The organism is Herbiconiux sp. 320_LB (assembly GCF_059691755.1).
On record NZ_JCAWAD010000001.1, the window covers coordinates 460612 to 474312 of the forward strand.

Below are 13701 nucleotides of genomic sequence, written 5' to 3' on the forward strand. Positions count from 1 at the left end.
GTGGCGAATGGATGCGGTCAGGGGGCGGTCGGGGCGAGCTCGGCCGGCCGGGTCGCCGACGCGGTGTCCGGTACTGGCGCCGACGCCGACACGGTGTCCGCGGCGAGGGTGATCGGGTTGAGGCGGATGGTGCGCGGCCCGTCCGTGGTGCCGAAGCCGACGGCGTAGAGGCCGTCCGGCCCGCCGTTGAAGGCCAGGTCGACGCCCCAGGCGTCGGGATCGATCGCGTCGCCCAGCCAGTGGCGCAGACCCTCCTCGGTGCCGCCGAGCTCGAGCGAGGTGACCCCGGTCGCCTCGACGCTGCCGGTGCCCGGCTGCGGGTCGAGCAGGCTCGAGTGCGACCCGAGTTCGGGCACGTGATAGATGTTGGGCCGGCCGAGGAGCCAGGAGTTGCGGAAGTCGGGGGCGTGCAGCGCCTTGCCGCGCTTCTGCCCGGGCACCATCAGCACCTTTCCGCCCGAGATCTCGGCCGAGGGCTCGACGCCGCGGTGCCGGGCGAAGGCGGCGATCTCCGCGGGGCCGTCGCTCCTCAGGCAGAGCCCGGCGAAGCAGTCGCCGGTGGCGGTCTGGCGCTCGAGCTCGAGGGCGAGCGGTCGTCGCTCGGCGATCATCCGGTGGTCGACGATGCTCTCGACCTCGAGGTAGACGTGACCCCCGAGCGAGATGATCTTCTGGCCGAGACCGAGGCCGGGGAACCAGCCCCCGTCGGCGCTGCCGAGTCCGGTCTGGCGCGAGATGTCCATGGTCGTGCGGTACAGGTTGTCAGACCAGATGGCGATGTGGTCGAGCGAGATCATCCGAGAACTCCTTCACGTGCCCAGTCGAATTATTACAAATTCGAAGTTATTCCGGACATGTTACCGCGGATGGCACGAAGTGTTTCGAATTTGTAAAACTCGACGATGAGCTCGACCCGTGCGGCGGCGGGCGGACTCCTGCGAGTCAGGGCCGGGCGGCCTCGACCTGATCAGGCAGCAGCCCGCCGGTGATCTCGCCGCGGAGGTGGAGCTGGAGCCGGCCGAGCATGCGGTGCAGCTCGGCCACGTCCTCCTGATCCAGCGGAGCGATCACGGCGTCGACGATCATGTCGTTCTGGGTCTGCGAGACCTCGAGCAGCAGCGCCCGGCCCGCCTCCGTGATGCGCGCGAGCACCCCGCGTTCGTCGTCCGGGGCGAGCGCGCGCTCGGCGAGACCGGCCTTCTCGAGCTGGCCCACCTGGTAGGTCAGACCGCTCGGCGTGCTCACCAGCTTGTTGGCGAGCTCCGTCATCCGCAGTTCTCCGCCGGCGTTCCGCAGCCGGATCAGCACCTCGTACTGCGAGTACTTGATGCCGGTGTGGTCCCGGGTCGCCCGGTCGGCGCGGCGCTCGAGCAGCTTGCCCACGTCGATCAGCCGCTCGAACAGCGCGAGCTGGACGGAGTCGAGCTTCTCAGCCATGGCGTCCTTCCGTGTGCGGAGCCGTCGGCCCCTGGTCCCTGGACCCTCCATGGTATCGACCCCATCCGGAGAGCAGATTCACCAGGCGCAGCAGGAGGCGGGTGCCTCGCCGGCCGACGGCGCCCTCGCTGACGGTCGGGAACATCCGGAACGCGAGCTGGGCCACCACCTCGCCGGCGACGCGCTCGACACCGGCCCCGGGCGGGGCGCCGATCGTCTTGACCGCGACCGCGCGCATCAGGCGGAACAGCAGCCGGCCGACGAGCGTGCCCTGCATGTCGCGCACCGCGGTGTCGAGGGTGAACCGGCCGGCACGGGCGGGCAGGTTCGGTGGGATCGCCCGGCCGAGCAGTCGCGCGAAGTCGGCGGCGGGGAACGGCACCCGGGCCGTCGCCGAGGGGTGATCGTAGGCGGGGATGACGGCACGGGCGGGCCGGGCGGGCTGGGCCTCGTGGCCCCCAGAAGCGGGATCGCCCGCGAGGTCGCCGTGCGGAACATCCACCGGCAGCCGGTGCACGATGTCCCGCGAGGAGCGCCCGACCTGCACCTCGTACCGCCCGGTCTCGATCCGCCAGGCGTCGGTCGCCTGGTCCCACACCCGGAAGCCCCTCTCGTCGACGGTCAGTCGAACCGTCCGGCTCTCCCCCGGCGCCAGCTCGACCTTGGCGAACGCGCGCAGCTCGTGCGCGGGCCGGAACAGGCTCGGGTCGTCCTGGTGCAGGTAGACCTGCACCACCTCGCTCCCCGGGCGGCTGCCGGTGTTCCGCACGACGAGCGACACCTCGACCGCCGGGGCGCCGTCCGGCCCGTCGAGCACCTCCACCTCGACGTCCGTCCACTCGAAGCGGGTGTACGAGAGACCGTGGCCGAACGGGAACGCGACCACCGCATCCACCGTGTCGGTCCACCGGTAGCCCAGGTAGAGGCTCTCGCGGTACTCCACGGTCGAGGGCCCGTTGGGCAGGCTCGCCACCGGATGATCGGCGTAGCGCACCGGGAAGGTCTCGGCCAGTCGTCCCCCCGGTTCGGCCCGGCCCAGCAGCACGTCGGCGAGGGCGCTGCCGGAGGCCTGTCCGCCGAGGTACGCCTCGAGCACGGCGGGCACCCGGTCGAGCCACGGCAGTTCGACCGGCGCCCCGTTCTGCAGCACGACGATCGTCTGGGGGTTCATCGCCCGCACCGCCTCGACGAGCCGGTCGTGCGCCGGGGGCAGGCCGAGGTGAGTGCGGTCCACGCCCTCGGTCTCATAGGTCTCGGGAAGGCCCACCACCACGATCGCGACGTCGGCGACCGCCGCCGCCTCCTCGGCCTCGGCGACCTGAGCGGCCGTCGAGCGACTGGTCTCCCGGTCGTAGCCCGGGGCGTAGAGCACGGCGGGCCCGTCGGACCGGGCCGGCAGCGCCTCCGTCAGAGCTCCGAGCAGGGTGTCGACGCGCGTCGGCACGACGTGCGAGCTGCCGGCGCCCTGAAACCGCGGGTCCTCGGCGAAGGCCCCGATCACGGCGACCCTCAGCCCGGGGGTGGCCGTGATCGGCAGCACTCCTCCGTCGTTCTTCAGCAGCACCGTGCCGGCTATGGCCGCCCGGCGGGCGAGCTCGTGGTGGGCGTCGAGGTCGGGTTCGGGGCCGCCGTCCTCGACCCCGCGGTGCTCCTCGACGAGGGTGAGGATGCGCCGGACCGCGCGGTCCACGTCGTTCCAGCCCAGCGTGCCGGCGGCGAGGGCGGCGCGTACGTAGGCGCCGTCCCGCCGCCCCAGGCCGGGCATGGTCAGGTCGGTGCCCGCGGCGATCGAGGCCCGGCGGTCCCAGGAGGCGCCCCAGTCCGAGAGCACCGCGCCCTTGAATCCCCACTCCTCGCGCAGGATGCCGTTCAGGAGCGAGGCGTTCTCGGTGCAGTGGAACCCGTTCAGCCGGTTGTAGGCCGCCATCACGGTCGCCGGCCGGGCGTGCGTCACCACGTGCTCGAACGAGGCGAGGTACAGCTCGCGGAGGGCCCGGTCGTCGACCACCGACTCGACCCCGTACCGGCGCTGCTCGGTGTTGTTGGCCGCGAAGTGCTTGACCGAGGCGCCGACTCCGACGCCCTGCACCCCCTGCACCCAGGCGGCACCGAGCGCGCCGGAGACGAGCGGGTCCTCGGAGAAGTACTCGAAGTTGCGGCCGCCGACCGGGGTGCGCTTGAGATTGACACCGGGGCCGAGGAGCACGCCGATCCCGTGCCCGGCGGCCTCGCGGCCGAGCGCCTCGCCGACCTCGCGCACCAGCTCCGGATCCCAGGAGGCCCCGAGCGCGGAGGCGGTCGGGAAGCAGGTGGCGGGATGCGAGGCGAACATCGACATCCCGGAGCCGTCATGGGGCCGGCGCACCCCGTGCGGGCCGTCGCCGAGCCGGAGGGCGGGGATGCCGAGGCGCTCGACCGCCACCGTGGTCCACGCGCCGGCTCCCGCCGTCAGCGCGATCTTCTCGTCGTCGCTGAGCTGCGCGAGGAGCCCGTCGGGCGCGGGGCCCGCCTCGGGGGCGTCGGGTCGGATGCCGGTCATGTCCATTCATCGTAGGAGGCCGGGCGCCGATCGGCTCGCGTCCGAGCGACGGGCCGGTGTCGCGCTCCGCGGACGGCCGGGGCCGCGTGCCAGACTGATGCCGTGACCGACTCCTCCGAGCTGCCCACCGTCTCGATCGTCATCCCCGCCTACAACGAGGAGGCCGGGATCCGGCACTGTCTCGTGGCCGCGATCGAGCAGACCGTCCCGGCCCACGAGATCATCGTGGTCGACAACCGCTCCACCGACGGCACGGCCGCCGCGGTCGAGGCGATGGCCGCGGCCTTCCCGGATGCGAACATCCGGCTGGTGACCCAGGATGCCGAGCAGGGCATCACGCCGACCCGCAACGCGGGCTTCAACGCCGCGACCGGCACCGTGATCGGCCGCATCGACGCCGACAGCGCACTCTCGCCCAACTGGGTCGAGCAGGTGCAGCGCGCGTTCGCGACCGGAGACTTCGTCGCCGCGAGTGGCCCGGTGGAGTACTACGACATGCCGATGCGGGCCTTCGGCCACCACGCTGACGACACCTTCCGGAAGCTGCAGGTCAAGCTCGCCGGCAAGTACGTCTTCCTGTTCGGCACGAACATGGCGATCACCAAGGCCGCCTGGCTCGCGGTGCGCGACGACGTCTGCGCCGACCGTGAAGACCTGATGCACGAAGACCTCGACCTTGCGGTGCACCTCGCGCTCAAGGGCTTCAAGATCGGGTACGTCTCGGCGATGGTGGTCGGGATGTCGGCCCGCCGGCTCGACTCCTCGCCCCGCGACTACCTGTACTACGTGCAGCGCTTCGAGCGCACCTACGCGGCCCACGGCATCCGCGAGCTGCGACTGCTCGCGCCGATGGCCGTCTTCCTCGGCATCTACCCGGCGCTCCACGTCGAGCGGCGGCTGCGCGAGAAGCGCACGGCGCAGCAGTGGGGCGGCGTGCCGCGCTCCCCGCAGGCCGACTGACGACCGGGGCCGACGACCCGCGCGACGGCGGGGCTACCGCTTCGCATCCTCCCGGCGCATCCGCTCGCGCACCCCGCCGTCGACCTCCCGGCCCTCGGCCATCGGCTGGTGGATCGCGCCGTCGGTGGGGGGCTCGGGATCGCCCTTCCTCGATTCGGCATCGGCCACCCGGCCCGAGAGCCGCTCGGTGAGGGTGGGGAACAGGTGGTGCGAGACGTCGGCCGCGCGTGCCTTCCCTCCGACCGGCCGTTCCGGTCTCGGATCGCTGCAGGCCTCGACGATCGCGTCGACCACGAGCTGCGGATCGTCCATGGCCGCCATCCGCGGCGTCCGACCGCTGTAGTTGGCGGCGTGCGTCCACCACGGGGTGTCGACGGCCCAGGGCAGGATCGTGGCGACCGAGATCCGCTCGTCGTCGCCGGTGAGACGCAGTTCCTCGTTCACGGAGCGGCCGAGGCTGAGCACGGCGGCCTTCGAGGCGGCGTACGAGGACTGGTAGGCGAGCGGAACCTCGCTGTCGACGGAGCCCACGTTGACCAGGATGCCGCCGCCCTGCGCGCGGAACCGGGTGAGCGCCACGTGGGCGCCGTAGATCAGACCCTTCAGGTTCACGTCGATGATGCGCGCATGCGCCTCGAGGGGAATGTCCCAGAAGAAGCCGATCGCGCCGACGCCGACGTTGTTGACCCAGACGTCGATCGCGCCGAAGCGCTCTTCGGCGGCCTCCGCGAGCCGCTCGACGGCGGCGGGGTCGCTCACGTCGGTGGGAACCGCGAGCGCGACCCCTCCCGCGGTGGAGATCTCTGCGACCACCTCGTCGAGCAGGTCGGCGCGCCGGGCCGCGATCACCACCCGAGCTCCGCGCGCGGCGAGTTCCCGGGCGGCACCGCGGCCGAATCCGCTCGAGGCGCCGGTGATCACGATGGTCTTGTCGCTGATGTCGCTCATGCACGCCATCGTGCACCCGCCGCCGCGAACCCGCGCGGGGGTTGCGAGACGGGCGGGCGTCAGTCGTTCTCGACGATGTCGAGGGCGTGCCGGAGGTCGTCCGGGTACCGGCTCTCGAACGAGACGTACTCGCGGGTCTCGGGGTGGATGAAGCCGAGCCGCATCGCGTGCAGCCACTGCCGGGTGAGCCCGAGCCTGGCCGAGAGCTGCGGGTCGGCGCCGTACATGGTGTCGCCGACGCAGGGGTGCCGTTGGGCGGCCATGTGCACCCGGATCTGGTGCGTGCGCCCGGTCTCGAGGTGCACCTCGAGCAGGGTCGCGGCCCGGAACGCCTCGAGCGTCTCGTAGTGAGTGACCGAGGGCTTGCCGGCCGCGGTGACCGCGAACTTCCAGTCCGACTTCGGGTGCCGCCCGATCGGGGCGTCGATGGTGCCCGAGAACGGGTCGGGGTGGCCCTGCACGAGGGCGTGGTAGATCTTGTCGACCTCGCGGTCGTGGAAGGCGCGCTTCAGCCAGGTGTAGGCGGCCTCGCTCTTGGCGACGACCATGAGCCCGCTGGTGCCCGCATCCAGCCGGTGCACGATGCCCGCGCGTTCGGCCGCGCCGCTGGTGGCGATGCGGTAGCCCGCGCCGGCCAGGGCGCCGAGCACGGTCGGGCCGGTCCAGCCGACCGAGGGATGCGCGGCGACGCCGACGGGCTTGTCGATCACGATGATGCTGTCGTCGTCGTAGACCACCTCGAGCTCCGGCACCACGACCGGGACGATCGTGGGCTCCTCCCGCGGCGACCACTCGACGGCGAGCCAGGTGTCGCGGCGCAGCTTGTCGGACTTGCCGACCGTGCGGCCGTCGACGCTCACGCCGCCGGCCTCCACCACCTCGGCGGCGAAGGTGCGCGAGAAGCCGAGGAGCTTGGCGATGCCGGCGTCGACCCGCGCGCCGTCGAGGCCGTCGGGCACCGGCAGGGTCCGGGACTCCACCACTAGACCTGCTCGCGCTCGTCGGCGGTCGCGCTGCCGGCCTCGCCGTCGGCCTGCTTCGGCGCGGAGACGTGCCGGGTGCCGTCGAGACCGATGCCCCGGATGGTGAGGATGAGGAACAGCACCATCGCGAACGTGATCGACACGTCCGCGAGGTTGAAGATCGCCGGCAGCAACGGGATCGTGATGAAGTCGACCACGTGGCCGACCCCGAAGCCCGGCTCCTTGAAGAGCCGGTCGATCAGGTTGCCGATCGTGCCGCCGAGCAGGAGCCCGAAGACCCAGGCCCAGGCGTAGGAGCGGATGCGCCGCGCGAACCAGATGATGAACACCGTGACGGCGGCGGCGAGGATCGAGAAGATCCAGGTGTAGGCGTTTCCGATCGAGAAGGCGGCGCCCGAGTTCTTCACAAAGCGAAATTGGATGAGGTCGCCCACGACGGGGACGACCTCACCCAATTCGAGGTTCTGTACGACCAGGAGCTTCGTGATCTGATCGATCGCGATCGACGCGAGTGCGACGACCGCGAGGACGATCAGAACCCGGGGGCGGCCCTTCGAGCTCTCGCTAACCGCCAAAGCCGCTGAAGCTCGACGTGGGAGAAGGGGTCTTCTCGCCGTCGACGCTCGAGGACGTCAGGTCCTTGAGCTGGTCTTCGATGTAGGTCTTGAGACCGGCACGGTAGTCCTTCTCGAAGGTGCGCAGCTCGTCGATGCGGTGCTCGATGCCGGCCTTCTCCTGGTTGAGGCGGGCCAGCTCGTTGCGCTGCTTCGTCTCGGCCTCGGCCACGATGCGGGCCGCGGTGGCGTGCCCCTCGGCGATGAGGGCGTCGCGCTTGTCGGCACCCTCCTTGACGTGCTCGTCGTGGAGACGGCGCGCCAGCTGCAGCAGGTTCGTGGTGGAGACCGACTCGTCCTCGACCTCGGCGGCCGGGGCGGGAGCGGCGGCGACGGGCGCGGGCACCTCGGCGACGGGCGCCGGAGCCGGCGTCTCGACGACGGCCTCTTCGACGACGACGGGGGCCGGGGCGGCTGCCTCGGACGATCCGCCGGCCTCGAGCTTGGCCTTCAGCTCCTCGTTCTCCTGCGTCAGGCGGCGCAGTTCGACGACGACCTCGTCGAGGAAGTCGTCCACCTCGTCCTGGTCGTAACCTTCACGGAACTTGGTCTGAGAAAATCTCTTGTTAACAACATCTTCCGGAGTTAACGCCATGGTTTTCCACCTTTATTGCTTCGACAAACAGGGATAACGCGTTGCTAACCGTAGCAACATTCCTGACGAACGTCCCGTGAACGGCACGATATCGCCCCAGGCTCTACCCGTTCAGGATACATGGGTCACACCACAGGCCCCCGAGCGAAGCAGCGCGGAACATCTTTAGTGACTAAACCTCAACTACTGCTAAGGTGGCGGGATCGAATTTCCCCGACGAATCGAGCTTTCATGCCATTTCGACTGCCCCGAGCCGCGTGGGCGGCGGCCCTGATCCTGGTGACCGTCACCTCCACTGCACCGGCCGCGCACGCCGGGCCGTCGTTGACGTCCATATCCGATGTCACGCGGATCTCCGGCGCAGACCGATATGAAGTCGCTGCGAAGATCTCCGAGCAGATGCCTCCGAAGCCGGGTCCAGTCGTGTTTATCACGACCGGTGAGACCTTCCCGGACGCCCTTTCGGCGGGCCCGGCGACGATGTCCTGGGGTGCGCATCTTCTCATCGTCAACCGGGATCGCATCCCTGCATCCGTGGCCAGCCACCTGGCCGCCCTCTCTCCGACGGCCGTCATGATCATCGGAGGCAGGATGTCGGTATCCGATGACGTCGTGAGCGCCATAGCGAGCCTGGTCCCCGGCGCGACCATCCGCCGAGTCGATGGGGCGGATCGATACGAGGTCAGTCGCAATGTCTTCACGGAGCTGTCGGTTCCCCGAGACAATTACGATTTCCACATCGCGACCGGGTCGAACTTCCCCGATGCCCTGTCGGCCGGGGCTGCCGCGGGTCTCGGCTGGAATCCGGTGCTCCTCGTCCGAGGGAACGAACCGACCATCGACGCCGACACGCTGAAGGCCATGAACTTCAGCGCTGCTCGAGCCACTGTCGTCGGAGGTCAGTCATCCGTGTCGAGCGGCATCGAAGCCGATCTCGCCGTCAGGGTGCCTACGGCCCGAGCCGGCGGAGCTGACCGGTATGCGACGTCGCTCTCGCTCATCAGAAGGACATTCAGCTCATCGGACTATGCCTATGTAGCGTCCGGGGCGAACTTTCCCGACGCTCTCACGGGCAGCGTGCTCGCGGCAACCAAACGAGCACCTCTGTACATCGTCCCTCCGGGTTGCGTCCCTGAAGGCGTCCTCGACGACTTCAATCGCCTGGGAGTGAAGCACGTGGTCCTGGTCGGCGGAACCGCGTCCCTGTCCGACGCCGTGTTCCGGCTCCAGGCCTGCTGACGGGTCAGACCGCGCGGAGGAAGCCGGCCACCGACATCGCGATGATGACCAGGAGCATCGTAATGCTCCAGCCGAAGTCGAGCGCGATCGCGCCGACGCGGAGCGGAGGGATGATCCGGCGGAAGAAGCGGATCGGCGGGTCGGTCACCGTGTAGGTGACCTCGGCCAGCACCAGGACCCCGCCGGAGGGCCGCCAGTCGCGGCGGACCGTCCGGACGAGGTCGAGGATGAAGCGTCCCCACATCAGGAAGAAGTACAGCAGGAGAGCAAAATAGACGACGGTCGCGATGATGGAGACGAGGGAACCCACTCGCTAATTATGACTGGACGAAGAAGGACGACTCCGCGCGTGCCTCGGTGCCGTTGTCGCCGGAGACGGAGACGTGCGACGGGGACAGGAGGAAGACCTTGTTCGTGACGCGCTCGATCTTGCCGTAGAGGCCCTGCGAGAGGCCGCCGGCGAAGTCGATCAGGCGGCGCGCATCGGCATCCGTCATCTGCGACAGGTTCATGATGACCGGGATCCCCTCGCGGAAGTTCTCGGCGATGACCTGGGCGTCCTTGTACTGCTTGGGGTGGACGGTGAGGATTTCGTTCATTTCAGCAGGTGCCACATTCTTGGGGGTGTGCGCGGACTTGCGGAGGGGCGTCACGGGGGCGCGGTTCGAGGTCGCCGCCGGCTGCTGCTGCGGCGCCTGGGGCGCGGGAGCGGCCTGCGGGTGCGGGACGGGCGCGACGGGCGCCTGGGTCGCGGGAGCCTCGTACTCGAGCTCCTCGTCGGCGAGACCCAGGTACACCATGGTCTTGCGGAGTGGGTTGGCCATCAGAACCTCCGGTTGCAGTTGCTTCTTCGTACCCCCGAGATTAATCGCGCGGAGGCCGTAAACCGGTGATTGCGGTGCCGATCCGCAGGTGTGTCGCGCCCTCGGCGATGGCCTCCCGGAAGTCCTGGGTCATGCCGGCCGAGATCTCGACGGCGCCCGGGACGACCGCGGCGACCTCCTCGCCGACCGCCCGCAGCCGGGCGAAGGCGCGCCGGGGCTCCTCGTCGATCGGCGCGACGGCCATGACACCGCGGAGGCGGAGACCCTCCGCGGCGGTCCGGGCGATCTGCTCGGCCAGGGCGGCCGCCTGCTCGGGCGGCACTCCCCCGCGGGCGGGATCCTCGGTGAGGTTGATCTGCAGGAAGGCGTCGAGCGGCCCCTCGCCCTCGGCCGGCGCCGCCAGGGCGGTGACCAGCGCCTCCCGGTCGAGCGAGTGCAGCACGCCGGTGTACTCGCGTGCCTGTCGCGCCTTCTTCGACTGCAGCTGCCCGACGAAGTGCCAGGTGAGGTCGAGGTCGGCCAGCTCGGCGGCCTTCTCGCGCGCCTCCTGGTGACGGCTCTCGCCGAAGTCCCGGATGCCGAGGGCGTGGAGCTCGCGCACCAGACCGGCGGCGTGGAACTTCGTCACCGCGATCAGGGTCAGCTCCGATCGCTCCCGCCCGGCATCCCGCGCCGCCTGGTCGAGTTCTGACTCGATCCAGGCGACGCGGCCGGCCGGTGGGGCGTCGAGAGGGGGGTTCACTTCAGGAAGTCGGGGACGTCCAGGTCGGCGTCGTCGTCCTCGGACGCGGGGTCGAGGGCGACCGAACCGGTGAGGCCCAGGTCACTGGTCGCGTTCTGCCAGACCGGCGAGCTCGGCGCGGCCTGCTCCTCGGCGGCCTCGGGCTTCTGGTCGCGTCGGAGGGTCGCGGTGGCCGCTCCCCCGCGGCCGAACGGGTCGACCTCCTCGGCGTTGCCGACGAAGCTGCCCCGGCGGGTGTCGACGGCTGCCGGGGTGTTGCTGTTCGGCTCGCCGCCGTCGAAGCCCGCGGCGATGACCGTGACGCGCACCTCGTCGCCCAGGGTGTCGTCGATGACGGCACCGAAGATGATGTTGGCCTCGGGGTGCACCGCATCCTGAACCAGCTTGGCGGCGTCGTTGATCTCGAAGATGCCGAGGTTCGATCCCCCCTGGATCGACAGGAGCACGCCGTGCGCCCCGTCGATCGAGGCCTCGAGCAGCGGGCTGGCGACCGCGAGCTCGGCCGCCTTGATCGCGCGGTCGGCGCCACGGCTCGAGCCGATGCCCATCAGCGCGGAGCCGGCGCCCTGCATGACCGACTTGACGTCGGCGAAGTCGAGGTTGATCAGGCCAGGGGTGGTGATCAGGTCGGTGATGCCCTGCACGCCGGCGAGCAGCACCTGGTCGGCGGTCGAGAAGGCCTCGAGCATGCTGATGCCGCGGTCGCTGATCTCCAGCAGGCGGTCGTTCGGCACGACGATGAGGGTGTCGACCTCGTTCTTCAGGGTGGCCACGCCGTCTTCGGCCTGGGCCGCACGGCGCTTGCCCTCGAAGCCGAAGGGCTTCGTGACGACACCGATGGTCAGTGCGCCGATCGACTTCGCGATGCGGGCCACGACGGGCGCGCCGCCGGTACCGGTGCCGCCGCCCTCTCCGGCGGTGACGAAGACCATGTCGGCGCCCGCGAGCGCCTCCTCGATCTCCTCCGCGTGGTCTTCGGCCGCACGGCGACCGACCTCGGGGTCGGCGCCGGCGCCGAGCCCCCGGGTGATCTCGCGGCCCACGTCGAGCTTGACGTCGGCGTCGCTCATCAGCAGCGCCTGGGCGTCGGTGTTGATCGCGATGAACTCGACTCCGCGGAGCCCGAGCTCGATCATGCGGTTGACGGCGTTCACGCCGCCACCGCCGATGCCGACGACCTTGATCACGGCGAGGTAGTTCTGGTTTGAAGTCACGTCCGGCCTCCGCTGGAACCTTAAAGTTCTACTTGAAAGTTAAAGTTATTCCGAGTATGTATTTCCTAGGTGTGAAGCTACGCGAGGTTGCCCCGCGCGACCCCGACCGCGCGCCGCGTGTCGCGAACGCACCGCGATTCTCGTCGCCGGTCATCGCACGACGGGGCTCTGCGGGCTCGAGACGTCGTACTCGACGGCTCTCGCCGGATCCTGCGTGGCGATCAGGCGCTGCAGGATGACGGCCTTGAGCTCGGAGTCCTCCGGGCTGCCCCAGACGACGCGCTGACCGACCCCGCCGAAGACGAGCGTGACGCTGTCGGGCGTGGTGCCGCTGATCCGGTCGACCTGGCTGAGCAGGGTGTCGGGCAGCGAGGTGAGCACCGCGGCGGCGGCGTCGAATCCGGGGCTGCCGATCTGGGTCCCGGTGAGGTCGAGCACCGGGAAGCCCGGGATGCGCTCGGTGGCTTGCTGCACCGTGACGCCGGCGGCATCCAGCAGGTCGAAACCGGTGGCCGTCTGCACCTGCGCGACCGGACGCCGCTCGACGACGCGGATCGCCAGGATGTCCGGCGGTCTCGCCTCGACCGAGTAGGACTCGATCATCGGGAACTGCGCGAGGTCGCGCTCGATCGCGCCGTAGTCGACCAGCGCGAGCGGCCGGCCCACCTGGTCGTCGAGGGCGTTCGTGACGGCGGTGACATCCACCCGGGAGGTGCCCTCGATCGCCACCGCGCGGACGGCGAGGAGGGGTGAGTACGCGGCGAGCAGCACGATCAGCACCAGGCCGACGACGGCTCCCCCGCTGATCAGCCAGGCGAGGCGGCGGCGACGCGAGCGCTGCGTGAAGCGGCGCGACTCGTCGCGCTCGTACCGGCGGCGGGAGCGGGTGGCCTGCTTGAGCTCGCGCCGGGCGTCGCCCGCGCGGATGCGCCAGGATGCGGCCGTCCCGGTCGCCGGTCGGCTCGCGCCAGGGTTGGCCTTGCCTGGCTGCGCGATCGGCTCGGTGACGCCGGGGCCCGGATTGCTCGGCTTGCCCGGCTTGCTCGGCTTGCCTGCTGTGCCCGGCCGTGCGATCGGCTCGGTCGCGCCGGGGTCCGTCCGGGTCGTCCGGGCCGAGGAGGCGGCGCCGGGTCGCTTCTTGGCGCCGGTGAGTCCGGCGATCTTCGGGCCGCGGCGACCGGTGGATGCGCGTGCTCCGTCGACCGGCTCGGTCAGCTCCTGATCGCGGCTCGGCACCGAGTTCCGGGTCGGGCTGCCGGCGCGGTCACCCGATGCCGGGGCTTCGGGGGCGCGAGGTGTCGTCCACCAGGCCTCGCCCAGCGAGGAGGTCCGCGACCCGGAGGTGGCGCGGGTCGGCGCGGCCGGGGTGCGAACGCCGGAGGTGCTCGACGAAACGGGCGGCGTGGAGGGCTGCGCGGCGGCGGCCCTCGCAGGCTTCGCGGCGGCGGGCTTCGCGGCGGCGGGCTTCGCGGGGGTCTCCCCGACCTGCTCCGCAGCCGAAGCCCTCGGCGGCACGGGTCGCCGCTTCCCGCCGCGCGCCCCTCGGGCGTCACCCGGCGCGGGCGACCCCGCCGACGGGGGCGGCGGCGGTGGGGGCGGCGGCGTC

Annotated in this window: 14 protein-coding genes; 2 read left to right on the top strand and 12 right to left on the bottom strand. The window is 70.7% G+C overall.

What is annotated here, in order from left to right:
• Positions 1 to 17 precede the first annotated feature (17 nt).
• From AC59HU_RS02190 to AC59HU_RS02200, 3 genes are all read right to left on the bottom strand, one after another.
• Complete coding sequence (locus tag AC59HU_RS02190; RefSeq protein WP_497221682.1) at positions 18 to 797, bottom strand: VOC family protein; 780 nt, start codon at positions 795 to 797, stop codon at positions 18 to 20.
• A gap of 145 nt (positions 798 to 942) precedes the next feature.
• A complete protein-coding gene (locus AC59HU_RS02195) occupies positions 943 to 1437 on the bottom strand; it encodes a MarR family winged helix-turn-helix transcriptional regulator (RefSeq protein ID WP_497221683.1) in 495 nt (164 codons plus the stop codon).
• Positions 1430 to 3976, bottom strand: coding sequence for a glycoside hydrolase family 3 C-terminal domain-containing protein (locus AC59HU_RS02200; RefSeq protein WP_497221684.1), 2547 nt, complete (start codon positions 3974 to 3976; stop codon positions 1430 to 1432). The genes AC59HU_RS02195 and AC59HU_RS02200 overlap by 8 nt, the downstream gene beginning before the upstream one ends.
• Before the next feature lie 102 nt (positions 3977 to 4078).
• Between AC59HU_RS02200 and AC59HU_RS02205 the strand changes: the two genes are divergently transcribed.
• Positions 4079 to 4936, top strand: a complete 858-nt coding sequence (locus AC59HU_RS02205) for a glycosyltransferase family 2 protein (protein WP_497221685.1) — start codon at positions 4079 to 4081, stop codon at positions 4934 to 4936.
• A 33-nt stretch (positions 4937 to 4969) separates the two neighbouring features.
• On the opposite strand, the gene AC59HU_RS02210 is transcribed toward AC59HU_RS02205, so the two are convergent.
• The 4 genes from AC59HU_RS02210 to AC59HU_RS02225 are packed head-to-tail and all read right to left on the bottom strand — an operon-like array spanning position 4970 to position 8076.
• Positions 4970 to 5884 (bottom strand): SDR family NAD(P)-dependent oxidoreductase, encoded by a 915-nt coding sequence (locus AC59HU_RS02210; protein WP_497221686.1) that lies wholly within the window; start codon positions 5882 to 5884, stop codon positions 4970 to 4972.
• 59 nt (positions 5885 to 5943) lie between these two features.
• Positions 5944 to 6864: an RluA family pseudouridine synthase gene (locus AC59HU_RS02215; RefSeq protein ID WP_497221687.1), complete on the bottom strand. Its 921-nt coding sequence runs from the start codon at positions 6862 to 6864 to the stop codon at positions 5944 to 5946.
• A gap of 2 nt (positions 6865 to 6866) precedes the next feature.
• Complete coding sequence (lspA, locus tag AC59HU_RS02220; RefSeq protein WP_497221688.1) at positions 6867 to 7442, bottom strand: signal peptidase II; 576 nt, start codon at positions 7440 to 7442, stop codon at positions 6867 to 6869.
• Positions 7432 to 8076 (bottom strand): DivIVA domain-containing protein, encoded by a 645-nt coding sequence (locus tag AC59HU_RS02225; protein WP_497221690.1) that lies wholly within the window; start codon positions 8074 to 8076, stop codon positions 7432 to 7434. Before AC59HU_RS02225 ends, lspA begins: the two co-directional genes overlap by 11 nt.
• A gap of 231 nt (positions 8077 to 8307) precedes the next feature.
• Here AC59HU_RS02225 and AC59HU_RS02230 point away from each other — a divergent pair, with 231 nt between their 5' ends.
• Complete coding sequence (locus tag AC59HU_RS02230; protein ID WP_497221691.1) at positions 8308 to 9315, top strand: cell wall-binding repeat-containing protein; 1008 nt, start codon at positions 8308 to 8310, stop codon at positions 9313 to 9315.
• Positions 9316 to 9319: 4 nt separating this feature from the next.
• Here AC59HU_RS02230 and AC59HU_RS02235 read toward each other — a convergent pair whose 3' ends face one another.
• The 5 genes from AC59HU_RS02235 to AC59HU_RS02255 all read right to left on the bottom strand — a co-directional run bounded on the left by AC59HU_RS02235 (position 9320) and on the right by AC59HU_RS02255 (position 13610).
• Positions 9320 to 9625 (bottom strand): YggT family protein, encoded by a 306-nt coding sequence (locus AC59HU_RS02235; protein WP_497221692.1) that lies wholly within the window; start codon positions 9623 to 9625, stop codon positions 9320 to 9322.
• Between the two features lie 7 nt (positions 9626 to 9632).
• Positions 9633 to 10139 carry a cell division protein SepF gene (locus tag AC59HU_RS02240; RefSeq protein ID WP_497221693.1) on the bottom strand — a complete coding sequence of 169 codons (507 nt, stop codon included), beginning with the start codon at positions 10137 to 10139 and terminating at the stop codon, positions 9633 to 9635.
• A gap of 40 nt (positions 10140 to 10179) precedes the next feature.
• Positions 10180 to 10881: a YggS family pyridoxal phosphate-dependent enzyme gene (locus AC59HU_RS02245; protein ID WP_497221694.1), complete on the bottom strand. Its 702-nt coding sequence runs from the start codon at positions 10879 to 10881 to the stop codon at positions 10180 to 10182.
• Positions 10878 to 12095 (bottom strand): cell division protein FtsZ, encoded by a 1218-nt coding sequence (ftsZ, locus tag AC59HU_RS02250; RefSeq protein WP_497221695.1) that lies wholly within the window; start codon positions 12093 to 12095, stop codon positions 10878 to 10880. Before ftsZ ends, AC59HU_RS02245 begins: the two co-directional genes overlap by 4 nt.
• 150 nt (positions 12096 to 12245) lie before the next feature.
• Positions 12246 to 13610: a cell division protein FtsQ/DivIB gene (locus AC59HU_RS02255; protein WP_497221696.1), complete on the bottom strand. Its 1365-nt coding sequence runs from the start codon at positions 13608 to 13610 to the stop codon at positions 12246 to 12248.
• Positions 13611 to 13701 lie beyond the last annotated feature (91 nt).